The organism is Stenotrophomonas maltophilia group sp. vghtpe118, assembly GCF_052605195.1.
Map to the genome: position 1 here is coordinate 56,718 of NZ_CP199672.1, position 25,051 is coordinate 81,768.

The following is a 25,051-nucleotide window of genomic DNA, read 5'->3' on the forward strand; positions in this document are numbered from 1 at the left end:
AAGAACCGAACTGACGCTGGAGCCCGCATGTCCGCCCCGAAGCCCGAACCGATTTCCCACACCGCCGAGATGGTGATCGCCACCGTGGTCGGCGTCGGTGTGGGCCTGGGAGCCGACAATCTGCTGCTGGGCTGCGTGGTGGGTATCGCCGTTGGCATCGTGCTGAGCATCGCCAAGACCCTGTACGTGGACCGCAAGCGCCGCCGCCGTTGAGGGGGTGTCGGCAGGGCTGCGCCCTGCACCCGCGGTAGTGCCGGCCGCTGGCCGGCAACCTCAACAGCAACAGCAACAGCGGGCTTTCCGTAGGATGGCGGGGCGGTGTCGGAGTGCGGGGGCGCTGCAAGTACTTCCCTGTAAGCTTGGCAGCCGCATCCATGCGGCTGACACCCCGCCCTCCGACACCGCCCCACCTCTGACAGATTCCTGCTGCTGTTGGTGGCTGTCGACCTTGGTCGACACGGTAGATCCACGCCATGCGTGGATGAATCGCTGTCAGATATCGAAACCAATATGGGGTCAGATCCGTTTTCCTCCGGAAAACGGATCTGACCCCGGTATTTGTTCCAACAGATCGCGGAAATCTGTCGAAGGCGGGGTGGGTCCGGTTGCGGGAGTGTCCGCGGCATGGATGCCGCGGCCAAGCCCCCATGGGTGAGGGCGCTTTGCTTGCGAAGCACTGCTTCGCAAGCGCCCGAACGCACAGCCGCCAGCGGCTGGGCCGGACCGCGGAGCGGGGTTTACGGCGTCTCCCGCAACCGGACCCACCCCGCCTACCCTCAGGAAACCAGCTTCTGCTGTGGCCTGGGCTTTTGCTGTGGCCGTTGCCTCTGCGGGTGCAGGGCGCCGCGCTGCCGAACTAAACTACCCACCGTTGTCCCTGCAGGATTGCCCATGTTCGATACCTCGCCCCAGCTCGACTGCGCCGGCCGCATCCTGCGCTTCGACCGTGCCCAGGTCATGGGCATCGTCAACGTCACCCCGGACTCCTTCTCCGATGGCGGCGCGCACGACACCACCGAGGCCGCAGTCGCTCATGGCCTGAAGCTGGTCGAGGAGGGCGCGGACCTTCTCGATATCGGCGGCGAATCGACCCGGCCGGGCGCTGCGCCGGTATCGGTGGAGGAGGAACTGCGCCGGGTGATTCCGGTGATCGAGCAGCTGGCCGCACGCACCCGGGTGCCGATCAGCATCGACACCTTCAAGCCGGAAGTGATGCGCGCGGCCGTGGCGGCTGGCGCTGGCATGATCAACGACATCTTCGGCCTGCGTCAGGAAGGGGCGCTGGACGCCGCCGCTGCAACCGGCGTGCCGGTGGTGCTGATGCACATGCAGGGCGAGCCAGGCCACATGCAGGTCGATCCACATTACGACGACGTGGTCGCCGAGGTGCACGGCTTCCTGGTCCAGCGCCTGTTCGCTGCCGAGATGGCGGGCATTGCGAAGAAGAACCTGCTGATCGATCTCGGTTTCGGTTTCGGCAAGACCACTGCCCACAACATGACCCTGCTGGCACGCTCCGAGCGGTTCCTGGAGCTGGGCGTGCCGATGCTGGCCGGCCTGTCGCGCAAGCGCAGTCTCGGTGAACTGACAGGTCGCGATACGCCGTCCGAGCGGGTAGCGGCCTCGGTGGCCGCGCACCTGATCGCAGTCCAGCGTGGCGCGCGCATCGTACGCGTGCATGACGTGGCGGCCACCGTCGATGCGCTGAAGATCTGGCAGGCAGTCGAGGCCGTGCCAACGCCGCGCGCCGACGCCACGCCGACGATCCGCTGGCCGGACGAAGACTGATGGGCATCGACCGGCGGCCGCTGGCGATCGCCGTGATGGGGCCGACGGCCAGTGGCAAGACCGCCACGGCGATCGCCCTGGCACGGCAGCTGGATGGGGAAATCGTCAGCGTCGACTCGGCACTGGTATACCGCCACCTGGACATCGGTTCGGCCAAGCCCGATGCGACGGAGCGCGCGCAGGCGCCGCACCATCTGCTGGACCTGCGTGACCCCTGGCAGACCTACTCGGCGGCCGAGTTCGCCGCCGATGCCGGGCGGGTCGTGGCCGACATCGTGGCGCGTGGCAGGACGCCGATCCTGGCCGGTGGCACTGGCCTGTACTTCCGGGCGCTGCTGCAGGGCCTGTCGCCGATGCCGGAGGCCGACCCGGCAATACGCGAAGCGCTCAGCGCCGAGGCGGCCGAGCGTGGCTGGGCGGCACTGCACGCCGAGCTGGCCAAGGTCGACCCGGCCGCCGCCGCACGTATCCATGCCACCGATCCGCAACGCATCCAGCGGGCGCTGGAGGTCTATCGCCTGACCGGTATCCCCATTACTGAATGGCAGCGCCGGCCGGGCGTAGCGCCATTGCCGGTGCGCACCCTCAAGCTTATCCTCGCCCCACGCGACCGTGCGGTTCTTCACCAGCGCATCGAGGCGCGCTTCGACGCCATGCTGGGGCAGGGGTTTCTCGACGAGGTGCGGGCATTGCGCGCGATGCCGGAAATGGCTGCCGTGGCGGCGCCCCTGGACCTGCCGGCAGTGCGTGCGGTCGGCTATCGGCAGGCCTGGGAGTACCTGGACGGGGAGGGGGATGCCGCCCGTTTCCGTGACAAGGCGATCTTTGCCACCCGGCAACTGGCCAAGCGCCAGCTGACCTGGCTGCGCGGCGAGCTTGATGCGCGCTGGTTCGACCCCCATGTTGATGGTGAGCGCTTGGCCAGCGCGGTGTCGACCTTCGTCGCACGCTGAATCCCCGCCAGCCGTGTAACATCATCGGTCGGCGGGCGGCTCGGGGGCCGCGGCAACCGTCGGCAACCCAATAAGAACAATAATCAGGAGTGTGCAATGTCCAAGGGGCAATCGCTGCAGGATCCTTTCTTGAACGCACTGCGGCGCGAACGCGTGCCGGTTTCGGTGTACCTGGTGAACGGCATCAAGCTGCAGGGCACGATCGAGTCGTTCGACCAGTTCGTGGTCCTGCTGCGCAACACGGTCAGTCAGATGGTCTACAAGCACGCCATTTCCACCGTCGTTCCGGCACGCAACGTGAAGGTCGGTCCGGGCGGCGGTTACGTGCAGTCGGGTGAAGGTGGTCAGGCAGGTGATGAAGCAGACGAGTAATACCGGAGCGGTGAATGTTTGACCGCTCGAAAAAGGGTGAACACGCCCTGTTGATCCAGCCCCATTTCGGCAAGCTGGAAGACGATGTGCTCGAAGAATTCGGTGATCTGGCCCGCTCGGCCGGGGCCAGCATCGCCGCGACGATCACTGCGCGCCTGGACCGTCCGAATCCGTCGACCCTGATCGGCAGCGGCAAGCTGGACGAGATCAAGGCAGCGGCCGACGCCAGCGGGGCCGACCTGATCCTGGTCAACCATGCATTGAGCCCGGGCCAGGAGCGCAACCTGGAACGTTTCCTCGAGCGCCGCGTGATCGACCGCACTGGCCTGATCCTGGACATCTTCGCCCAGCGTGCGCACAGCCACGAAGGCAAGCTGCAGGTCGAACTGGCACAGCTGCGCCACCTGGCTACGCGGCTGGTGCGCGGCTGGACCCATCTGGAGCGCCAGCGCGGCGGTTCGATCGGCCTGCGCGGCCCGGGTGAAACCCAGCTGGAAACCGACCGCCGCCTGCTGCAGAAGCGGGTGGAACAGCTGCAGAAGCGCCTGGAAAAGGTCGAAGTGCAGCGCACCCAGATGCGCCGTGCGCGTGTGCGCAGCGAGCTGCCGCGCGTGGCCCTGGTGGGCTACACCAACGCCGGCAAGTCGACTCTGTTCAACGCCATGACCGGCGCTGAGGCCTATGCCGCCGACCAGCTGTTCGCAACGCTGGATCCGACCGTGCGCCGCATCGCGGTGCCGGGGGGCAACGTGGTGCTGGCCGATACCGTTGGCTTCGTCCGCGATCTGCCGCATGATCTGGTCGCGGCGTTCCGCTCGACCCTGTCCGAGGCGCGCGAGGCCGACTTCCTGCTGCATGTGGTCGACGCTGCCGATCCGCACCGCGAGGAGCGCATCGCCCAGGTCGACGAGGTGCTGACCGCAGTCGGTGCCGGTGACCTGCCGCAATTGCTGGTGTTCAACAAGATCGACCGCATTGACGGCGCCGACGTGCGCCACGACGGCCAGGACGGTATCCCGGACGAATCGCGTCGCGAGCGGGTGTGGATTTCCGCGCGTGACGGTCAGGGCCTGGAGCTGTTGCAGGCGGTGCTGGGCAAGCGCCTGGGCCTGCAGCATGTCACCGGCGAACTGCGTCTTCCCCCGGATGCAGGCCGCCTGCGCGCGCGCCTGCACCAGCTGGAGGTGATCCGCAGCGAGCAGGCCGATGAGGATGGTTGGCTGCTGCAGGTCGACCTGCCGATCGCCGAAGCCGAAAAGCTGGCCGCCAGTGCCGATGGCGCCCCGATCCGCGCGCTGCTGCCGGAAAAACTGCCGGAGTGGTGAGGTAGCGACCGGTGCCCGGTAGTGCCGGCCGCTGGCCGGCAACGCAACCGTGCCGGAGGGGCGCGACATCTGGCTGTCATCTGCGGTACAACGTGCAGGTTCTTCACCCCACCGTCATGCCGATGTCCATCCCCACCGACGCTGAACTCAATAGCCAGTCCGCCGCGCTTGGGCAGCGCCTGGAGCAGGCCTCGCTGCAGCTGGTGACGGCCGAAAGCTGCAGTGGTGGCTGGATTGCAAAGTGCATGACCGACATCGCGGGTTCGTCGGCATTCTTCGACTGCGGCATGGTGGTCTACAGCTACGAAGCCAAGCAGCGGCTGTTGGGCGTGAGGGCGCAGACCCTGGAGCAGTACGGTGCGGTCAGCCGCGAAACCGTGCTGGAGATGGTGTCGGGTGCGCTGGTCAATTCCGGTGCCGGCATCGCGGTGGCGGTGACCGGCATTGCCGGACCGGGCGGTGGCAGCCCTGGCAAGCCGGTCGGCAGCGTCTGGATCGGCTGGAAGCGGCGCGGCGGCTACGCCCGCGCCGAGCTGTTCCAGTTCGAGGGCGACCGCGAAGCCATCCGCCGGCAAACCGTAGCGGCGGCATTGCGCGGCATCGACGCCCAGCTGTGACATGCTGCTCCGGTAATCGTCCGGAGCACGCATGATGTGGGAAACGCTGGGCACGGTCCGTGACCTGGGCCGACTGCAGGAAATTGCGGTCGTCCTGATCCGCTATGGCTTCGGTGACGTGGTGCGGCGCATCGGCCTGGCCACCACGCTGGAGCGCGCAGGGCGCCTGCTGCACTGGAACGAGGATCGCCAGGAACTGCTGCGGATGACCGCGCCGGTGCGCGTACGCAGCGCGATGCAGGATCTCGGCCCGACCTTCGTCAAGCTCGGGCAGGTGCTGGCGACGCGCGTTGACCTGCTGCCGCCGGAATGGATCGCCGAGCTGTCCGAACTGCAGAACGCGGTACCCGCGCTGCCGTATGCCGATATCCGCGAGCAGCTGGAGGCCGACCTGGGTGCCTCGCCCGCAGACGTGTTCGCCTTCCTCGATGAAATCCCGATGGCCGCCGCATCGCTGGCGCAGGCCCATCGTGCACGGCTGCACGACGGCCGCGAAGTAGTACTGAAGGTGCGCCGCCCCGGCATCCGTGACGTGGTTGAAGCCGACCTGCGGTTGCTGGCGCGCCTGGCCGAAATCGTCGAGGCGCGGCTGCCGGACCTGCGCCGCTATCGTCCGGCCGAGGTCGTGCAGCAGTTCACCGTGTCGCTGCGACGCGAGCTGGATTTCGCCGCCGAATGCCGCAACGCCGAGCGCATCGCGCGCAACTTCAACGGCCGTGACGACATCCTGATCCCCAGCGTGCACTGGCAGTGGACCTGTGAAAGCCTGAACGTCCAGGACTTCGTCGACGGCATTCCCGGCCGTGACCTGGCCGGCGTCGATGCGGCGGGCCTGGACCGGCGCGAACTGGCTCGGCGCGGTGCCGGCATCGTGCTCAAGATGGTGCTGGAGGACGGCTGCTTCCACGCCGACCCGCACCCCGGCAACATCCTCTACCTGCGTGACGGCCGCATCGGCGTGATTGACTTCGGCATGGTCGGCGCGTTGTCCGAAGTGCGCCGCTTCCAGGTCGCGCAGCTGCTGCACGGGCTGGTCGAGCAGGATCCGCAGGGCGTGGCCGATGTGCTGCTGGACTGGGCCGGCGGCGTGGAAGTTGACGAGAACCGCCTGCAGCACGACATCAGCCAGTTCGTTGACCAGTATCGCGGCGTGCCGCTGAAGGACCTGCGCATCGGCCTGATGCTGGGCGATATCACCCAGCTGCTGCGCAGCTACAGCCTGACCCTGCCGGCCGATCTGGCGCTGATGATCAAGGCCTTCCTGACCCTGGAAGGCATGGGCCGCCAGCTGGACCCGGATTTCGACATGGCCAGTGCCGCGCGCCCATTCCTTGAACGGGTGGTGCTGCAGCGCTATGCGCCCAGGGCGCTGCTCAAGCGTGGCCGACGCAGCCTGCTGGGCCTGGTCGACTTCGCCGGGGAATTGCCGCGCGACCTGCGCAAGCTGGTCCAGGCCGCACGCCGCGGCCGCCTCCAGCTGAAGGTGGAAACCACCGCGCTGCAGGGCTTCGGCGAACAGGTGAATCGGGCAGCGAACCGGCTGGTGATGGGTATCGTCACCGCCGCACTGATCATCGGGTCCTCGATCGTGATGCACAGCGTTGGCGGGGTCTCCAGTCGCTGGCTGCTGGCGCTGGGGGTGTGCGGGTTCATCGGCGCCGGCTTCTGTGGCGTGTGGATCCTGTACTCGATATGGAGGAGCGGCAAGCACACATAGTGTGCTTGCCGCAGCGGTTCCCCACTGGAACCGCGGAATCGCTGCGCGATTCCGGTAGGGCCAATCGCTGGTCGGCTGCTTTTTGCCTTTGCCGCCCGGCCATTGGCCCAACTGCCGAGCATGGCGCGGCACTACAGACCCGGCACTTGCAGTTGTGCGCATTAGTAGTAATACTACTAATCATGGACCTGACCGACACCCAGCAGGCGATCCTGCAGTTGATCGCCGAGCGTATCGAGAGCGAAGGCGCACCGCCGTCGCAGACTGAAATCGCACGTGCGTTCGGCTTCAAGGGCGTGCGCGCGGCCCAGTACCACCTGGAAGCCCTGGAGCAGGCCGGTGCGATCCGTCGCATCCCGGGCCAGGCTCGCGGCATCCGTCTGGTGCAGGCACCGCCGGTCGAAAAGCTCGCCGAGCCGGGCCCTCCGGACAGCGTGCTGCGCTTGCCGGTGCTGGGCCGGGTCGCTGCCGGCCTGCCGATCGGTGCCGACATCGGCTCCGACGATTTCGTGGTGCTGGACCGGGTGTTCTTCTCGCCAGCGCCGGACTACCTGCTGAAAGTGCAGGGCGACTCGATGATCGACGAGGGCATCTTCGACGGTGACCTGATCGGCGTGCACCGTACCCGCGACGCCCGTTCCGGGCAGATCGTGGTGGCCCGCATCGATGACGAGATCACCGTCAAGCTGCTGAAGATCGCCAAGGACCGCATCCGCCTGCTGCCGCGCAATCCCGATTACAAGCCGATCGAGGTGCTGCCGGACCAGGATTTTGCGATCGAAGGCCTCTATTGCGGCCTGCTTCGGCCCAATCGTTGACCCGCTCCATAGTGCATTACCCCGCGGTCTTTTGTGGCGATTCTCTGGTTCCACTGAGGTTGGTACGGATGTCCGATAATTCTTTTCAGAGCGCCGGGCAGAATCTCAGCCTGTGCGATACGTCCGACTTAAAGTGAACCCATGGCAAAGAAGACCCCCAAAGACAGCACCCCCAACGACATGACCTCTGCAAGGACCAATACGATGGACGAGAACAAGAAGCGGGCCTTGGCTGCTGCTCTGGGCCAGATCGAGAAGCAGTTCGGCAAGGGCTCGGTGATGCGCATGGGCGACCGCGTGGTCGAGCCCGTCGAAGCCATCCCGACCGGTTCGCTGATGCTCGACATCGCACTGGGCATTGGCGGTCTGCCGAAGGGCCGTGTCGTTGAGATCTACGGGCCGGAATCCTCGGGCAAGACCACCCTGACCCTTCAGGCCATCGCCGAATGCCAGAAGATGGGCGGTACCGCGGCCTTCATCGATGCCGAGCACGCGCTTGACCCGATCTACGCCGCGAAGCTGGGCGTGAACGTGGACGACCTGCTGCTGTCGCAGCCGGACACCGGTGAGCAGGCGCTGGAAATCGCCGACATGCTGGTCCGTTCGGGCTCGGTCGACATCCTGGTGGTCGACTCGGTCGCCGCGCTGACCCCGAAGGCCGAAATCGAAGGCGAAATGGGTGACCAGCTGCCGGGTCTGCAGGCCCGCCTGATGAGCCAGGCGCTGCGCAAGCTGACCGGCAACATCAAGCGTTCCAACACCCTGGTGATCTTCATCAATCAGCTGCGCATGAAGATCGGCGTGATGATGCCGGGCCAGAGCCCGGAAACCACCACCGGTGGCAACGCGCTGAAGTTCTACGCCTCGGTCCGCCTGGACATCCGCCGTATCGGTGCGATCAAGAAGGGCGATGAGATCATCGGCAACCAGACCAAGATCAAGGTCGTCAAGAACAAGCTGGCGCCTCCGTTCAAGCAGGTCATCACCGAGATCCTGTACGGCGAAGGCATCAGCCGCGAGGGCGAACTGATCGACATGGGCGTGGATGCCAAGCTGGTCGAGAAGGCCGGCGCCTGGTACAGCTATGGTGAAGAGCGCATTGGCCAGGGCAAGGACAATGCCCGCGGCTACCTGCGCGACAACCCGACCGTCGCCGCCAAGCTCGAGGCCGAGCTGCGTGAGAAATTCCAGCCGGCCGAAGCGGCCCGCGAGGAAGGCGACGACGAAGGCGACGACGAGTAAGGCTTGCTGTGGGGCAGGGCGGCGCCGTCAGTGACGTCGCCCTGTCCCGCAGGTTCGAATCGCCCAGGGATGGGCAGGGCGCCAAGGACGGCGCCACCCTTGGAGCACCGATGTCCGACGCCGAAGACATTCCCACCGGCCGCAAGCGCCGGCAGCGTGAGCAGACTCCCGTCCAACGGGCGCTGGGCCTGCTGGTCCGCCGCGAGCACTCGCGCAAGGAACTCACCCGCAAGCTGACCGCCCGTGGCATCGAAGACGAAGCCGCGCAGGCCGCTGTCGCCAAGCTGACCGAGGCGGGCTGGCAGGACGACACCCGTTTTGCCGAGAACCTGGTGAGGATGCGCGCCAACGCCGGTTATGGGCCGATCCATGTCCGCGCCGAGCTGGGGACCCACGGCCTGGACAGTGCCGCGATTGCTGCAGCGATGGACAGCTACGAAGGCGACTGGCAGGAGAACGCCCGTGATCTGGTCCGCCGACGCTTTGGCGAGGCCGGTCCGCAGGACCTGACGCAGCGGCGCAAGGCCGCCGATCTGCTGGCCCGACGGGGCTTCGACGGCGACAGCATCGGCCGTGCGACCCGCTACGACCCGGATGACTGAGACTGGCGGCGCCGGGCCTGATACCCTTTAGGTTTTCGGCGGTCCCTCGCGACTCTGGCCAACACGGCCGGTGGTCCGGGTCCGCCGGCCCGCAGACTGCCAGCCCCCAATGAACGCATCCGCCAAATTCACGACATCCCAGATCCGCAGCGACTTCCTTGAATTCTTCAAGGGCAAAGGCCACACCATCGTGCCCTCGGCGCCGCTGGTGCCGGGCAATGATCCGACCCTGCTGTTCACCAACTCCGGCATGGTGCAGTTCAAGGACGTGTTCCTCGGCGCGGAGAAGCGTAGCTACGTGCGCGCGGCCGACGTGCAGCGCTGCCTGCGCGCGGGCGGCAAGCACAACGATCTCGACCAGGTCGGCTACACCGCACGCCACCACACCTTCTTCGAAATGCTGGGCAACTGGTCGTTCGGCGACTACTTCAAGAAGGACGCGATCGCCTGGGCCTGGGAACTGCTGACCCAGGTCTGGAAGCTGCCGGCCGAACGCCTGCTGGTCACCGTCTACCAGACCGATGACGAAGCCTACGAGCTGTGGCGCGACATGGTCGGCGTGCCGGAAGAGCGCATCGTGCGCATCGGCGATAACAAGGGTGCGCCGTTCGCTTCGGACAACTTCTGGCAGATGGCCGACACCGGTCCGTGTGGTCCGTGCACCGAGATCTTCTACGACCACGGCGACCATATCGCAGGCGGCCCCCCGGGTTCGCCGGATGAAGACGGCGACCGCTTCATCGAAATCTGGAACCTGGTGTTCATGCAGTTCGACCGCCAGCCCGACGGCACCCTGGTGCCGCTGCCGGCGCCGTGCGTGGATACCGGCATGGGCCTGGAGCGCCTGGCTGCGATCCTGCAGCACGTGCACACCAACTACGAGATCGACCTGTTCCAGGCGCTGATCCGCAAGGCCTCCGAGCTGACCGGCACCGCCGACCTGGAGAACAAGTCGCTGCGCGTGATTGCCGACCACATCCGCGCCTGCTCGTTCCTGATCGTCGACGGCGTGCTGCCGTCCAACGAAGGCCGGGGTTACGTGCTGCGCCGTATCATCCGCCGCGCCCTGCGCCACGGCTGGATGCTGGGCGTACGCCAGCCGTTCTTCAGCAAGCTGGTGCCGACGCTGGTCGAGCAGATGGGCGAGGCCTATCCGGAACTGCCGGCGGCGGTGGACACCGTCATCCGTGCGCTGCAGGCCGAGGAAGAGCGTTTCGCCGAAACCCTCGATGCCGGCATGAAGATCTTCGAAGACGTGGCCGGCAAGGCCAGCAATGGCGTAATCCCGGGCGTTGACGCCTTCCGCCTGTATGACACCTATGGCTTCCCGCTCGACCTGACCCAGGACATCGCCCGCGAGCGCGACCTGACCGTCGACATCGCCGGCTTCGATGCCGCGATGGAGCAGCAGCGCGAGACCGCGCGCGCGGCCGGCAAGTTCGGTGGCGGCGTGACCCTGCCAGCCGAGCTGGTGGCGACCCTCAGCCCGACCCAGTTCCTGGGCTACGACCGCCTGCAGGCCGACGGCCTGGGCGTGCTGGCCCTGCTCAAGGACGGTCGTCCGGTGCAGTCGGCCGATGCGGGTGACGCAGTCATCGTCATCACCAACCAGACCCCGTTCTACGCAGAGTCCGGCGGCCAGGTCGGCGACACCGGCGTGCTGACCGGCAACGGCGTGCGCCTGGTGGTGGAAGACACCCAGAAGTTCGCCGGCCAGTTCCATGGCCATGTCGGCACCCTGTCCGGCGGCGGCCTGAAGGTCGGCGACGTGCTCTCCGGCCAGGTTGATGGCGAGCGCCGCGGCGCCACCATCCTCAACCATTCGGCCACCCACCTGCTGCACGCCGCCCTGCGCGAAGTGCTGGGCACCCACGTGCAGCAGAAGGGCTCGCTGGTCGCCCCGGACCGCCTGCGTTTCGACTTCTCGCACTTCCAGCCGATCAGTGCCGACGAACTGGCGGTGATCGAGCGCAAGGTCAACCAGCAGGTGCGCGCCAACAACGCCGCCGAAGTGCACACCATGGGCATGCAGGAAGCGCTGGACTTCGGCGCGATGGCCCTGTTCGGCGAGAAGTACGGCGAGCACGTGCGCGTGCTGAAGATGGGTGACTACTCCACCGAGCTGTGCGGTGGTACCCACGTCAACCGTACCGGCGACATCGGCCTGTTCAAGATCACCTCCGAGGGCGGCGTCTCCGCGGGCGTGCGCCGCATTGAGGCCGTCACCGGCCAGGGCGCGCTGGACTACGTGGACGCCGAAGAGGCCCGCCTGGCCGAGGCCGCTGAGCTGCTCGGCGGCAGCGCCGCCGACGTGGTCGAGAAGATCCGTGCCCTCGGCCAGCGCCAGAAGCAGCTGGAGCGCGAACTGGAGGCCGTGAAGGCCAAGGTTGCTGCGGGTGCCACGGCCGACCTGTCCGGCCAGGCCGTCGAGGTCGCTGGCGTGAAGGTGCTGGCTGCCCGCCTGGAGGGCTTCGACGCCAAGGCCCTGCGTGACGCCATGGATCGCCTCAAGCAGCAGCTGGGCGACGCGGTGATCGTGCTGGCCGGCGCCCAGGACGGCAAGGCGGCCCTGGTCGCAGGCGTGAACGGCAGCGCAATGGGCAAGGTCAAGGCCGGGGAACTGTTGTCCCATATCGCCGGTCAGATCGGGGGCAAGGGCGGCGGACGCCCGGACCTCGCCCAGGGTGGTGGCGAGGACGGGCCCGCCCTTGCCACTGCGCTGGCTGCCGTCGTCGAATGGGTCAGCCCCCGCCTGTGATGAACCTGGCCGTCCCCCTCCTTGTAGGAGCGGGACGGCTGACGGTACCATTGCGAATCTTTTCCCTTTGTCGTGGTAGCGCTTCTTGACGGAGCGTCAAGCCGGTGGGGGATACCCTTCCACACGGTTCCATGGAGACTTACAAAAATGTTGATCCTGACTCGCCGCGTCGGCGAAACCCTGATGATCGGAGACTCGGTGAGCGTCACCGTGCTTGGCGTCAAGGGTAACCAGGTGCGTATCGGCATCACCGCGCCGAAGGACGTCGCTGTGCATCGCGAAGAGATCTATCAGCGCATCCAGCGTGGTGATGAAGCCGGTGGCACCGGTAGCGAAAATTCTGCCGAATAACGCTTTACCTTCGCACTCGATTAACGTTATGATTCACGCCCCGCTGAGGTGCGACGCACCAGACGCGGAGAAAACCCCGGAGTGATGCCCGAGTGGCCGAAGGGGCTCCCCTGCTAAGGGAGTATAGGGTCAAAAGCTCTATCGAGGGTTCGAATCCCTCTCACTCCGCCAGATACAAAGAAGCGCCTGCAGATCCTCGATCTGCAGGCGTTTTTCTTTGCGCGGATGCAGGGTCCCGGCGTGCCATCCAGCGATCATAGATCGCTGATGGCGACCGAATCAGGCTCTCCTCAGAGCTTTAGCGTCACACCCACCTGGAAGCCCCGCCCCGGCAGCGGCGCGATGTACTTCAGCGGCGAGTTGTGTGGACGCGCTTCCTCATTGAGCAGGTTGCTGCCGTTGACGAACACTTCCATGCCGGCGATGTAGCTGCTGCGCACCGGCAGTTCGCGGCTGACCGGCAGATCAACCAGGTTGAACGCGTCCAGCGGGATTTCCTCGCTGACGTTGCGGCCGAGGTACTTCTGCGTGTCGTAGTAGGTGCTCGACAGCTGCGCCTTCCAACCTTCGCGCTGCCATTGCAGGTTGGCACCGTAGCGGTTGGTCGGCATGTTCGGGAGGTACTCGCCATCGTTGTGGGCGCGCAGCGGATCGGGGTGGTCGGCCTTGTTCTTCACCAGATCGGCGAAGGCAGAGATGTTCAACGTGCCATACCGGCCCAAGTCCAGCACCTGAGATGCGTCGATCTCGAAACCCTTCACCGTGGTGTCGGTCTGCTTCCAGTACTTGAGCGGCAGACGGTTGGCGGTCTGCAGGCCGGAATGGCCGAGGTAGAGATAGTTCTCGTACTTCATCCGGTAAGCGGTGGCCGACAGCTCGAAACCGCCGATGTGGAACAGGCCGGTCAGCTCCAGGTTCTTCGCGCGCTCAGGCTTGAGGTTCTGGTTGCCTTCTTCCTGGGTCATCACCGAATAGTGTGCGTTGCTGGCATACAGCTCGTTGATCTCCGGTGCGCGCTGCGAGGATGCGTAGCGCACCTTGGCGGCGAACAAGGGGCCTAGCTCGACATACGATCCGAGGGTGTAGCTGTTGAGCCGGTAGTCGCGGTCCTGCAATTTCGTGTTGGCGGCATTGCGCGCTGTCTTGAAGCGGCTTGGTTGCAGGTCATGGTCAACGCGCTCGTGGCGCACGCCTGCATCGAAACTGGCCCAGCCGAAGTCCAGCGTCTCCTTCAGGAACACCGCGTTGCTGCGGGTGTCGACGTCGGGCAGGTAGCGCAGTGAACCGCTGCCGGTGACCTGGCGCGACTGGTGGCTGAAGCCGAGCAGGCCGCTGAGCGGACCGATGCGCTGATGGCTCAGAAGCAGCTCGGCCTGGGAGCTTTCGAAGTCGTAGTCATTGGCCTTGGATGCACCGAGGCGCTCGCCCGACGTGTTGTCCAGCCTGGAAACTCGCAGCTCCGCGCGCTCGAACCACGGCAGCGGATCGCGCAGCAGGGCGTCCAGCGCGTAGCGTTCCTGCTTGATCACCACGCCCACCGGCAGGCCATCAGCATAGTTCGAACCGAACGACAGGTTCTGCATCGAGAATCCCGGCACGCCGTATTCGCTGTCCTTGGCATCGATGCTGACACCCACGTAGCCACGGTCGAAGAACAGCGTCGAGCCGAAGGCCACCTGCGAGTTGCGTGCGTAGCTGTTGCCCAGCCGGTGATGGTAGTCGGGCGTGACATCGTTGTTGATCTGCTTCTGCACGTACGACGGCGTGCCGGGCACGTAGGCCGGGTTGGCCGGATTGATGTAGGTGCGGTGCTGCCAGACCGAGGTCGGATGGTTGGTGTAGAACGAGAAGTCACCATCGGCCCAGTCCGGATTCTCGCTCATGAACTGGTCGATGTAGGGCTGCGAGGCCTTGTTGTAGATCTGCTGGACGCGCGCCTCTTTCTGGCAGCTGTCGGCCAGCGCCGAGTTGACGCCGCCGGTCGGCGGGAACAGGCGGGTGTTGCAGACGTCGGCCTTGCTGTTGCCCGGGATGTCGTAGTGCGAGATGCGCTGGCGCGAGACCTGCAGGTTGGTCGAGAGGTTGCGCTGGTTGTTGAAGTTCATGCGGAAGCCCTGCGCGTCGGCGGCATTGAAGCCCTTGCGCAGGACCAGCTCCATCGACTGCTCCGTGTCTTCCAGGCTGCGCGGGATGAGGCCCGAATCGATCTCCACGCTGCCGCCGATCGCATTGCCGCCATAGCGCACGGTATCGGAGGACTTGTTGACGATGACGCTGCGCACGAACAGTGGATCGAACGGAATGTTGATGTCGCCGCTGATCGCGTTCATGCCGAGAATGGACTGGCCATCCTGCAGGATCTGCACGCGGTTGCCGCTGAGGCTGCGGATGACCGGGGCGCCCGCGTTCGGCCCGAAGGCGCTGCTCTGCACGCCGGAGACATGTTCGAGCAGGCTTCCGAGGGTACGGTTCTGCGCCTGTGGATTGTCGACGGTGACCCGGCTGTCGACGCGCGAGGTCGGGGAGGCCTGGACCTGGAGGGTGGGAAGGGTAGGCGCGTCCGCAGCGTGGGCGGTGTGGACAGCGAGCAGGATGGCGGCAGCAAGCAGGTGGCGACGCATAGCAGGACTCGTGAAATAGGCGTGAAATGTTATAACGTAACGATCTGTATCGACAAGGACGTGATGAGGCCTTGCCGCCAGACCTGAATCGCGGGAGGCGCGAACGAGGTTGCCGCGCGTTCAGCGCCCTGCCTTGTGCGGGGCCCCGATGCTGTGCACGATCCGAAGCGCTGCGCCCCACAACGCGTCACGCAGCACCTTCTTCACTGGAACGGAGCAACGTATGAAGCTGTTGTCCGCTGTGTTGTTGTGTGCGTGTTCGCTGCCGGCCGGGTTGGCGCTGGCGGTGGAAGCGTCCCCGTCGCCGCTGCTGGGGCGTTGGTCGCTGGACACCGCGACCTCGGCACTGCCCGAGGCGCAGCGTCCGAAGCGGGTGGTGCTGGAGTTCAAGGACGCCGGTGGTGGGCGCTGGAGCTCGCACGTGGATATCGTCCTGCATGATGGCAATACCATGAAGTCCGACGGCACGCTGGCGCTGGACGGTACGCCGGGCCCTTTGTCCGGTACCTATGGCGCGGACAAGGCCAACCTGAAGCTGCCGGCGCCGAACACCCTGGTGATGCAGCTGGTGGACCACGGTACGCCGGCCTCCACCCGTATCTACACCGTGGCCGATGACCAGGCGACGATGACCGAGACCAAGGCGTTCTACGCTCACGACGGGACGCCGATCCTGCAGACCAACCTGTTCAAACGCATGCCGTAGCGATCCTGCGTTCACCACGCCCGCACAACGGGCGTGGTGAACACCGCCGCCTTACACCGGGGCCGGGTCGCGCTTGCCGGTGTCGATGCCATACCTGCCCATGGCGTCCTGCATCCAGCACGCAGCACCATGACCATCACGTTCCAGCGGATCATCGCGTTCAGGCGGCGCTCGACGGCCAGGTCGCCCGGATAGGCCGGCTGGCGTTCGGGCGGGATGGTATTGACGTAGGCCGTCCATGCGCAGGTATGCAGGTCGCCGTGCTGCGGGGCGTCCAGCCCGCTCAGCTGATCGATCAGGTAGTGCGCGCGTGGCCGGCCACCGGCCTGCATCACCGCCTGCAGCGATTCACGCCACTCCCGCGTTTCCAGCGGGTCGGTATCGAAGGGGATCAGAAATTGGTTCATGACTGTCTCCGGAGGGCGCCGCTCGGACGTCTGCCTAGGCGACAACACCATCAGGGCGCACAGCACTGGAGCGGGGTCGCCACGGCAATGCCGTGACGCGAAGGGCGGACGTGGCAGCCACCGAGGAGACAAGCGTAGGCCCGTCCTCGCGCCTTCGATAGGCGGGCCCGGCTTCGGTTTCTGGCAAGCAAGAGTTGGAGCAGCGCGCCGTATCGTGCGCCGACGTGCCGGGCGGGGAATGCCTGGTGCGTTCGTCTGCTGCAACGCCCCTGTCATCAATGGCCGTCACCCTGCTGGGCTTTCCAGCCTCGGGGTGGTTGGCCGGCCGTGAACAGCGTGAGGATCTGGGAGAAGAGCTACGAACTGCGGCGCCGGCTGCTGCGTGGCTTCTTCCTGCGTCGCGGTTCGGCCAGCGAGGATGCCGAAGACCTGGCGCAGGAGGTCTACCTGCGGCTGCTGCGCAGCACCGGCGAGGATGCCGACGCGGTCGAGAACCCGGAAGCCTACCTGTTCACCGTGGCGGCCAACCTGGCGCGCGAACATGCACGAGCGCGGTCGTCGCTACCGCCGCTCGAGGACGTCGATCTGCTGGCCGAAGTGCTGAAAAGCGAAGAAGACATCGAGGGCGAATTCGAGCGTGCGCAGCGCTGGAACGATATCCGCAGCACCATCGCGCGGTTGCCGGCGACCACGCGCCGGGTGATGGAGCTGCATTACCGCGACGGGCTGGACTGCCCGGGAATCAGCCAGCAGCTGCAGGTGTCGGTGCACATGGTGCGCAAGCATATCGGCAAGGGGCTGGAGGCCTGCAGGAAGGCGCTGGGCGCCAGGGAGCTCACATGAATCGGTATCCATCACGCAGGCCTGACGACGCGATCGAACGTGAGGCGGCGCACTGGTTCCTGTGCAATCGCGAGGGGGGGCTGGACAAGGCCGGGCGTGTCGCGTTCCTCGACTGGATGAAGCGCTCGCCCGAGCATGTTCGCGCCTACATGCGCGCGCTCGCGTTGCACCGGCAGGTGGGCGAGGCGCTGCAATCGCCGTTGGCTGATGCGGCGCTGGTGCCACCGCAGCAGGTCGCCGCCAAGGTGGTGCCGCTGTTCGGTCGTGCGCACGCGCCGCCCCGCGCCGCGCTGCGTCGCGGTCGCGTGCGCTGGTGGACGGTCTCTGCCGCGGCCTGTGTTGCCCTGCTCGGCGTGGGCCTGGTTTCGCAGATGATGCCCACCCAGCAGCTCTACAGTGCCGGGCATGGTGAACTCCGCGACCTGGTGCTGCCCGACCAGACCCAGGTGCGGCTCAACGCGGACAGCCGACTGCGGGTACGCATGAGCTGGTTCAGTCGAAGGGTGGAGCTGCTGCAGGGGGAGGCCACGTTCGACATCGCCCGCGACCGCCGTCCGTTCGAGGTGGAAGTGAACGGCCTGGAGATCCGGGATATCGGCACTGTATTCGATGTATCGCGACGGCTGCAGAGCACCCGCATCGGCGTGGTCTCCGGCGAGGTCGAGGTCTGGAGCCAGGGCGCGGGTGCCCGCCGCCTGGCCCAGCTGGAGCAGGGCCGGGTGGTGCAGGTCGACGCGCGAAGCCATGCCGTCGAGCCAGTGGACATGCCGCTGTCGATGCTGCTGGACTGGCAGCAGCGCAAAGTCTCCTTCCTCGATGAGCGGCTCGATGAGGTGGCAGCTGCCTTCAACCGGCACAACCAGGTGCAGGTGCGCGTGCTGGACGAAGGCGCAGCATCGGCGCGGTTGTCCGGCAGCCTTGATGCGCATCGCATCGGTGCGCTGCAGGCCTTCCTTGAACGCGACCCACGCTTCGTGGTGAGGCGCGAAGGCGACACAGTGCGGGTCGGCAGTCGCTGAGGCCCGTGTGGTCGTGGACTGTCAGAAAAAATTCATCGAATCCCTGTTCTCCACTTCGGTGGATGCGGGCTCTTACTTGGGAGAAGCCGCTGCCAAGTCACGCGGCGACCTCGCAGCCTTTTCTCTTCCAAGGACCCGTGATGCGCAACACGCTCTACCTGTCGATCATCCTCGCCCTGTCTCCCTGCAGCGTGCCAATGGCGGCCGCGGCCGCGGCCACTGCCGATGGCCTTGAAGCCCGCGTGTCGGCGGCGATCGCGGCGCAACCGCTGGCACGTGCGCTTGAGCAGCTGTCGCGCAGTTCCGGCGTGCAGTTCCTGTACTCGGGCAGCGGTGAAGCGCACATGGCCGGGGCTGTGCCGCGGGGCGCCACCGTCAAGCAGGCGTTGGACGCACTGCTGGCGGGTACCGGCCTTGGCTACACCGTGGTGGATGGCAATGTCATCGCCATCGATCCGGCACCCGCACGCAATGCGCCGAAGCCAGCCGCGCCGATGCCGCGCGAGGCCGGGGCGGTGCTGGCGCCGACCCTGGGCACGGTGAAGGTGATTGCCGCGCATGAGGTCATCGACCAGAAGAAGTCGTCGCCGGTGATCAAGGATTCGGTGGTCTACGACGAGATGGACAGCTACGGCGACGAGACCCTGGCCGAGAGCCTGATGGCCGCTCCAGGCCTGAGTGCAGTGGAGGATGCCGGCGAACCACGCTATGTGACCGTGCGCGGCGTGCAGGCCAACCTCAACTACACCACCATCGATGGCATCGCGATCGCCAGCGTGGGGGGCAGTGGCTCCGGGGAGCGCATGAACAATCTGCAGCTGATTCCCAGCGACATCGGTACCCGAACCGACATCTACAAGAGCTTCAGCGCGGAGCAGGCACCGGATGCGATCGGCGGTGTGATCGACATCATCAGCCGCAGCGCCTTCGACCGGTCGGGCAGGTACGTGTTTGCCGATGTGGCAGGCATCTATTCCACAGCCGAGACCAACGTCGAGCGCAGTGCCGGCGGCAACCACGAGACCCTGGGCCATTTCGGCAAGAGTGCCAAGATGGTGTTCTCCAACCAGTTCGGCGCCGACCAGGAATTCGGCATCGTTGCGGTGGCACGCTATGAGCAGCGTTCACGCAACAGCGTCAAGCGCTGGGTGGAGTCGAACTACTACTACAACGACGCTGGAAAATACCTCACCGACGGCACCACGGGTCCGGACGAGGCCAAGGGTTGGAACGGCCTGCGTGCGCCTGGCAACTTCAGTACCGGCACCTATACCAACTTCATCACCAACTTCGGTGGCTCCGCCAAGCTTGAGTGGAAGCCCTCGGATGATCCGTTCTACGCATCGCTGCTGCTGTACTCGTACCGGTTCTACGAGAACTCGACGATGAACAAGACGGATCTGTATGGCAACGCCAAGTTTCCGATCCGCAACCAGACCGAGGACAGCGGTACCACCCAGATCAACAGCATCTACATCAAGAACCGCCACGACCGCTGGGACCGCAGCAACCGTGGCGCCATCGCCAGCTTCAACTGGGACATCGGCGACCGTTCGCGCCTGACCCTGCGTGGTGGCCACACCGAAGAGACCTTCCACAACAACCAGGTCTACTGGGGCGTGCGCGCCTATCCAAGCAATCTGTTCGTCGACTACGAGAATGACAGTCACGGGTTCCCAAACGCGGTAGCGGTTTCTGATTCCAGCCTGCTGACCAGCTCCGCGTTCAAGCTCAATCCGGCGCAGGCCTATGTCTCCCCACGCGATGCCAAGGAGAGCATCGACAACCTGCGCGCGGACTTCAGCTACAACATCGACGCCGATGCGCGTGGCTTCGGCCTGGCCACCGGCGCCGAGTACCGCCACCTGAAGATCTGGCAGGACATCGACTTCGACTACTTCAAGAGCAGTGCCACGCTCAACGATTACCTGTATCCGGGTTCGACGCTGCTGGGCAGCGTGCCGGGCTTCCCGCTGATCGACAACCGCAAGTGGAACGAGGAACTGCTGCCGAAGCTGGGCAACAACAATGCGGCGTATCCGAATGCCAACTTCACCAGCGACTACAAGTACGTGGAGGACATCACCAATGCCTATGTGTCCGCTCACTACGCCTGGGACCGGCTGCTGCTGATCGGCGGCCTGCGTTACGACCACACCCGCTTCAATGCCTACAGCCCGTTCAGCGATGATGGCGGCAGTACGTATACCTCCGCCTTCCGCAACACGAGTGGTGGCTACAACAACCTGCTGCCTTCGTTGAATGCGACGTTCAAGCTGAGCGAGGACCAGCGCCTGCGCTTCTCCGCCAGCCGTACGCTGGGCCGGCCGACGCCGAGCAACATCGCCCAGGCCACCAGCACCAGCTGTGGCGATGACGAGGAGGGCAGGGGCTTCTGCACCATCAAGCAGGGCAACGCCAACCTGCAGCCGCGCCGTTCCACCAACGTCGACCTGGCGTGGGACCTGTATTTCAACGGCAACAATGGCCTGGTCTCGGTGGCGCTGTTCGACAAGGTGATCAAGGACGATATCTACACCCTGACCACGTTCGAGAACGTGGGGGACACCCGCTACCGGGTCACCCAGCCGATGAACACCGACGAGTCGAAGCTGCGTGGCGTTGAGTTCGCGGTGGCCAATCGCAATCTGCAGTGGGGCCGCCAGCGCTTCGACATGTACTTCAACGCGACGCGTCTGGAAGGCCAGACCAACTACCGCATCACCGATGGCACCGAGCGGCGCCTGGACCGCCTGCTGTACCAGCCGGACTGGTCGCTCAATGGGTCAGTGATCTGGCGCATGCCGTGGAAGAGCTCGCAACTGCGCCTGTCCGGAACCTACCGCAGCCGGATGCTGGTCGACTTCGGTGACACCGAATGGCTGGATTCGTACTACGACCCATACATGACGTTCAACATGGCTTTCAGCCACAAGGTCGGCAAGCACGTAACGCTGAAGTACGAGGCCAAGAACCTGTTCAACACCCAGCCAACCTACAGCACCGGTCCGAACGGGCGTTTCCGAACCGAGATCGACGACTACGGCCGCTTCTTCTATTTCCACATCATCTACAACTGAGGGGGCATCCGTGGAGACGATCAATCGCAGGCGATTCCTGGCCTTGGCCGGCCTGTCGGCCGCAGGGGCCTGGATGGGCACGGCGCGCGCACTGGCCGCGCAGACCGACGCCACTGCACTGAACCCACGCAACCTGCTGGCCTCGCCGCGCTTTGCCAGCACGCCCTTCACCCTGGGCGTGGCCTCTGGTGATCCCTCGGCCGATGGCATGGTGCTGTGGACACGGCTGGCGACCGAGCCACTGGTGTTCGGTGGTGGCATGCCGGCCCGGCCGATGGTGGTCGAGTGGCAGCTGGCAGCAGACGAAGGCATGCGCAAGGTGGTACGCCAGGGTTCGGCCCTCGCGCATCCCGAACTCGGCCACGCGGTGCACGTGGAGCTGGACGGGCTGGCGCCCGGACGGCCCTACTGGTACCGCTTCACCGTAGGCGGCCACGCCAGCGCAGTGGGTTGTACGCGCACGCTGCCGTCAGCCACGGCAGCGGTGGACCGGGTGCGCTTTGTGGTGGCTGGTTGCCAGCACTACGAAGAAGGCCACTACACCGCGTGGCGACGCATCGCCGAGGAACCGCTCGATTTCGTCTTCCACTATGGCGATTACATCTACGAAGGCGAAAGCCAGCCGGGCCCGCGGAAGATGAACGGCCAGCCGTTCACCAACCTGCGCAACCACGTCGGCCCGCAGATCTATACGCTGGATGATTACCGCCGCCGCTACGCCCAGTACAAGAGCGACGCCGACTTGCAGGCCGCGCATGCGTCGGCCCCCTGGTTCGTCACCTTCGATGACCACGAAGTGGACAACAACTGGGCCGGCGCCGAAGACCAGGACGATACGCCCAGCGAAGTGTTCCTGCTGCGGCGCGCGCAGGCGTTCCAGGCCTACTACGAGAACATGCCGCTGCGCCGTACGGCATTCCCGCGCGATGGCCACATACAGATGTACCGGCGCGCACGCTACGGCACGCTGATGGATCTGCACCTGCTCGACACCCGCCAGTACCGCAGCAAGCAGGTGAACATGGCGCTGCGTGAGGAGGTGGAATCGCCGGAGCGCAGCATTGTGGGGGCGAAGCAGGAACGCTGGCTGTTCGACGGCTTGGCCGATGCGGCGCCGCGCTGGCATACCATCGCCCACCAGGTGGCGCTGGGCAACTACATGCGCGAGAAGGACGGGGTAGTGCAGTCGTCCGACGACCAGTGGTCGGGCTATCTGGACAGCCGCCGACGCCTGCTCGATCACATCCAGAAGGTGGGCTTCGGCAACGTGGTGACCGCTTGCGGCGACGCGCATCGCCACTACGCCAGCGATCTGGTACAGGACCACCGTGACTCGGGTGTGGTCTCCAGCGAGTTCCTCGCCACCTCGATCACTTCCGGTGCCGACGGCCAGGGCGTGGACGCGTATGCCATGAACCAGCTTGCGCACAGTCCCTACCTGAAGGCGACCACCGACAAGCGTGGCTACGTGCTGTGCGATGTCACCCGCGATGCGTGGATCGGCGACATGAAGACGCTGGATACCGTAATGCAGCCGAATGGCGCGCTGCAGAGCTGGAAGCGCTATGCGGTGGAGCACGGCCGGCCGGGGCTGCAGGAGGCCTGAATCTGCCGATCTGCCCCGTAGAGCCGAGCCCATGCTCGGCTGCTTCTCGCCCTGGTCGCATTGCCCCGACAAAGCAGCCGAGCATGGGCTCGGCTCTACAGAGGGCTCCTCAATCGTGCTCGAACCGCAATGGCTCGCTGCCCATTGCCGGGTCACTGGTGCCGGGGCGCCCATCCTCGGCGCGGCCGGCCAGTCGCAGTGCACTGTCGCCCGCACCGATGCGCAGGTCGTACCACCCTGCGGTGGGCGCCGCGTCCCACGCCACCGTGGCCTCAGCATGCGCCGGCAGCACCAGCGCCTGCTCCGGCATGTGCCCGGCATAGGCGCCGGCCTGCACCCGCACATTCTGCGCGCTGTTGTGCAGATTGCGCAGCTGCAGCCGTAGCTGGCCGTCCGCGCGCTCGATCGAAGCCTGCACGGCAGGCGCCTTGACCGCACCCTGGAAGTGGCGGTGGAAGCCGTTCGGACCAAGCAGCCAAAGGTCATAGCGACCCTGGGCGTCCAGCGGCCAGCGCTCGCGCAGTGGCGTACCTGGCAGCAGCGTGTAGCGGCGTGGTACCGCATCCAGCCGCAGCCGATCGTAGACATGCAGCACGGCCGCCGCGCCTTCGCAGGACAGCGTCAGATCCACACCCGAGGCATCGACTGCGGCAATCGATGCCTGCGGACGATAGGGCAGGGCGCGCGCCGGGCGTACACCGCTTTCCTGTTTCGCTGGTTTCAGCCCCTCTGGCAGCGTGGGCACGGTGCGTCCCGGCAAGGCAGCGGCGCGTGCGGCAACCGCACTCACGTCGGGCAGGCCGCGGACGAACGGGCGGGTATCGCGCTGGGCAAAGTCGAACGCAGTGCTGAGGTCGCCGCAGACCGCGCGGCGCCACGGCGAGATGTCCGGTGCGGCCACGCCAAAGCGGCGCTCGATCAGCCGTATGACCGAGGTGTGGTCGTACACCTGCGAATCGACCCAGCCGCCGCGACTCCACGGCGAGATCACGTACAGGGGCACGCGCGGTCCCAGACCGTACGGGCGCCCGCGCAGTTCGGCGAGATCGTACTTTTCGTCACCCGGTGCCGGGTGCCGGTGGTACTCGCCTTCGGTGCTGACCGAGGATACACCCGCCCAGCCACCGTCCACCGGCGAAGGCGGGGCAGGGGGCGGCATGTGGTCGAAGAAGCCATCGTTCTCGTCGAACATCAGCAGCAGGGCGGTGCGGCTCCACACGTCCGGATCGGCGGTCAGCGCATCCAGCACGCGTGCGGTATAGGCCGCGCCCTGTGCCGGGCTGGACGGGCCGGGATGTTCGCTGCCGGCCGCGTCGGCGATGATGAAGCTGACCTGCGGCAGGCGCCCGTCAATGACGTCCTGGCGCAGCTGCGTCAGGCCCCGCGTGCTGACCCCGCGAGCGCGCAGCTGCGGGTCATGCCCTGGCGCCGCGCGGTGGGCCTGACGGAAGGCCTCGAAACCCGCCAGCGGGTTGTCGGTGAAGTTGTCGGCCAGGTCCTGGTAGATCTGCCAGGACACGCCGCCCCTCTGCAGGCGCTCGACATAGCTGGTCCAGCGGTACGACGCCGGGTGCCCACCCTGTTCAGGGAAATTGTCGTGCGAGTTGGCGATCACCGGGCCACCAGCGTGGGCCTGCGGATCGTTGTGGCCGGTCCACAGGAACACCCGGTTCGGGTTGGTGCCGGCCTGCATTGCGCAGTGGTAGGCATCGCAGATCGTGAAGGCATCGGCCAGCGCGCACTGGAACGGCAGGTCGCTGCGCTGGAAGTAGCCCATCGAATGGTTCTGCTTGGCCTTCGGCCATTGCCCCATGCGACCTTGGTCCCAGGCGCGCTGCGCATCGGGCCAGGTATGCGGCGTGCCTTCCACGCGCATGTAGCCGAAATGCGCGGCGGTATCCAGCGGGAACGGCGCGATCGCGCGCTTGCCGCTGGCATCGGGCTGCAGCCACAGGCTGCGGACGCGGCCACCAGCTTGCAGCGCGGCGGCCGGGGCGACGAACCGATCACCGAAGCCACGTACGCCCGGCAGCGTGCCGAAGTAGTGGTCGAACGAACGGTTCTCCTGCATGAACACCACGATGTGCTGCAGGTCTTCCAGGCTGCGCGTCTGCGCGGCGGGGGCGATCGCGGCGGCCCGGGCGATGCTGGGCAGCAGTGGAGAAAAGCCGGCGGCAACGCCGGCCTGCAACAACCGGCGTCGGCCGATATCGGTCACGGGCTCAC

19 protein-coding genes, 1 tRNA gene and 1 pseudogene are annotated in these 25,051 nt (G+C 66.0%); 18 read left to right on the plus strand and 3 right to left on the minus strand.

Annotated features, from left to right (window positions below; all coding sequences use genetic code 11):
* Window positions 1-27: 27 nt before the first annotated feature.
* The 13 genes from ACUDTM_RS00340 to ACUDTM_RS00400 all read left to right on the plus strand — a co-directional run bounded on the left by ACUDTM_RS00340 (window position 28) and on the right by ACUDTM_RS00400 (window position 12,714).
* Window positions 28-213, plus strand: coding sequence for a hypothetical protein (locus ACUDTM_RS00340; RefSeq protein WP_049482998.1), 186 nt, complete (start codon window positions 28-30; stop codon window positions 211-213).
* A gap of 678 nt (window positions 214-891) precedes the next feature.
* Complete coding sequence (gene folP, locus ACUDTM_RS00345; RefSeq protein WP_445391039.1) at window positions 892-1,788, plus strand: dihydropteroate synthase; 897 nt, start codon at window positions 892-894, stop codon at window positions 1,786-1,788.
* On the plus strand, window positions 1,788-2,741 hold the full coding sequence (miaA, locus tag ACUDTM_RS00350) for a tRNA (adenosine(37)-N6)-dimethylallyltransferase MiaA (protein ID WP_111178621.1): 954 nt from the start codon (window positions 1,788-1,790) through the stop codon (window positions 2,739-2,741). The genes folP and miaA overlap by 1 nt, the downstream gene beginning before the upstream one ends.
* A 96-nt stretch (window positions 2,742-2,837) precedes the next feature.
* The gene (gene hfq, locus ACUDTM_RS00355) at window positions 2,838-3,113 is read left to right on the plus strand and encodes an RNA chaperone Hfq (RefSeq protein ID WP_004152891.1); all 276 of its coding nucleotides are present in this window, start codon (window positions 2,838-2,840) and stop codon (window positions 3,111-3,113) included.
* 14 nt (window positions 3,114-3,127) lie between these two features.
* On the plus strand, window positions 3,128-4,438 hold the full coding sequence (gene hflX / locus ACUDTM_RS00360) for a ribosome rescue GTPase HflX (protein ID WP_005412934.1): 1,311 nt from the start codon (window positions 3,128-3,130) through the stop codon (window positions 4,436-4,438).
* A 122-nt stretch (window positions 4,439-4,560) separates the two neighbouring features.
* Entirely contained in the window at window positions 4,561-5,055 is a 495-nt protein-coding gene (locus tag ACUDTM_RS00365) for a CinA family protein (protein WP_072166934.1), read from the plus strand.
* Between the two features lie 34 nt (window positions 5,056-5,089).
* Window positions 5,090-6,772: a 2-polyprenylphenol 6-hydroxylase gene (ubiB, locus tag ACUDTM_RS00370; RefSeq protein ID WP_188218131.1), complete on the plus strand. Its 1,683-nt coding sequence runs from the start codon at window positions 5,090-5,092 to the stop codon at window positions 6,770-6,772.
* 182 nt (window positions 6,773-6,954) lie between these two features.
* Window positions 6,955-7,590 (plus strand): transcriptional repressor LexA, encoded by a 636-nt coding sequence (gene lexA / locus ACUDTM_RS00375; protein WP_445391040.1) that lies wholly within the window; start codon window positions 6,955-6,957, stop codon window positions 7,588-7,590.
* A 204-nt stretch (window positions 7,591-7,794) separates the two neighbouring features.
* Window positions 7,795-8,832, plus strand: coding sequence for a recombinase RecA (gene recA / locus ACUDTM_RS00380; RefSeq protein ID WP_005416046.1), 1,038 nt, complete (start codon window positions 7,795-7,797; stop codon window positions 8,830-8,832).
* A 110-nt stretch (window positions 8,833-8,942) separates the two neighbouring features.
* Window positions 8,943-9,434, plus strand: coding sequence for a recombination regulator RecX (recX, locus tag ACUDTM_RS00385; RefSeq protein ID WP_227837854.1), 492 nt, complete (start codon window positions 8,943-8,945; stop codon window positions 9,432-9,434).
* Window positions 9,435-9,543: 109 nt separating this feature from the next.
* A complete protein-coding gene (gene alaS / locus ACUDTM_RS00390; protein WP_227837852.1) occupies window positions 9,544-12,192 on the plus strand; it encodes an alanine--tRNA ligase in 2,649 nt (882 codons plus the stop codon).
* 147 nt (window positions 12,193-12,339) lie between these two features.
* Window positions 12,340-12,543 (plus strand): carbon storage regulator CsrA, encoded by a 204-nt coding sequence (gene csrA / locus ACUDTM_RS00395; protein WP_004152909.1) that lies wholly within the window; start codon window positions 12,340-12,342, stop codon window positions 12,541-12,543.
* Window positions 12,544-12,621: 78 nt separating this feature from the next.
* A tRNA-Ser gene (locus tag ACUDTM_RS00400) sits at window positions 12,622-12,714 on the plus strand.
* A gap of 119 nt (window positions 12,715-12,833) precedes the next feature.
* On the opposite strand, the gene ACUDTM_RS00405 is transcribed toward ACUDTM_RS00400, so the two are convergent.
* A complete protein-coding gene (locus ACUDTM_RS00405) occupies window positions 12,834-15,164 on the minus strand; it encodes a TonB-dependent receptor (protein WP_445391041.1) in 2,331 nt (776 codons plus the stop codon).
* Between the two features lie 223 nt (window positions 15,165-15,387).
* On the opposite strand from ACUDTM_RS00405, the gene ACUDTM_RS00410 reads away from it, so the two are divergent.
* A complete protein-coding gene (locus tag ACUDTM_RS00410; RefSeq protein ID WP_061480151.1) occupies window positions 15,388-15,870 on the plus strand; it encodes a hypothetical protein in 483 nt (160 codons plus the stop codon).
* A 68-nt stretch (window positions 15,871-15,938) separates the two neighbouring features.
* Here the strand turns inward: ACUDTM_RS00410 and aceE are convergent.
* Window positions 15,939-16,277, minus strand: a pseudogene (aceE, locus tag ACUDTM_RS00415) (pyruvate dehydrogenase (acetyl-transferring), homodimeric type); the annotation flags it as partial.
* A 327-nt stretch (window positions 16,278-16,604) separates the two neighbouring features.
* On the opposite strand from aceE, the gene ACUDTM_RS00420 reads away from it, so the two are divergent.
* The 4 genes from ACUDTM_RS00420 (at window position 16,605) to ACUDTM_RS00435 (ending at window position 22,825) form a co-directional block, all read left to right on the plus strand.
* Window positions 16,605-17,120, plus strand: a complete 516-nt coding sequence (locus ACUDTM_RS00420; protein ID WP_072166673.1) for an RNA polymerase sigma factor — start codon at window positions 16,605-16,607, stop codon at window positions 17,118-17,120.
* Complete coding sequence (locus ACUDTM_RS00425; protein ID WP_188241241.1) at window positions 17,117-18,139, plus strand: FecR family protein; 1,023 nt, start codon at window positions 17,117-17,119, stop codon at window positions 18,137-18,139. The genes ACUDTM_RS00420 and ACUDTM_RS00425 overlap by 4 nt, the downstream gene beginning before the upstream one ends.
* 140 nt (window positions 18,140-18,279) lie before the next feature.
* On the plus strand, window positions 18,280-21,219 hold the full coding sequence (locus ACUDTM_RS00430) for a TonB-dependent receptor (RefSeq protein ID WP_188241242.1): 2,940 nt from the start codon (window positions 18,280-18,282) through the stop codon (window positions 21,217-21,219).
* 10 nt (window positions 21,220-21,229) lie between these two features.
* A complete protein-coding gene (locus tag ACUDTM_RS00435) occupies window positions 21,230-22,825 on the plus strand; it encodes an alkaline phosphatase D family protein (RefSeq protein WP_088497753.1) in 1,596 nt (531 codons plus the stop codon).
* Between the two features lie 109 nt (window positions 22,826-22,934).
* Here the strand turns inward: ACUDTM_RS00435 and ACUDTM_RS00440 are convergent, their stop codons facing one another.
* Window positions 22,935-25,043, minus strand: coding sequence for a phosphocholine-specific phospholipase C (locus tag ACUDTM_RS00440; protein WP_445391042.1), 2,109 nt, complete (start codon window positions 25,041-25,043; stop codon window positions 22,935-22,937).
* Window positions 25,044-25,051: the final 8 nt, after the last annotated feature.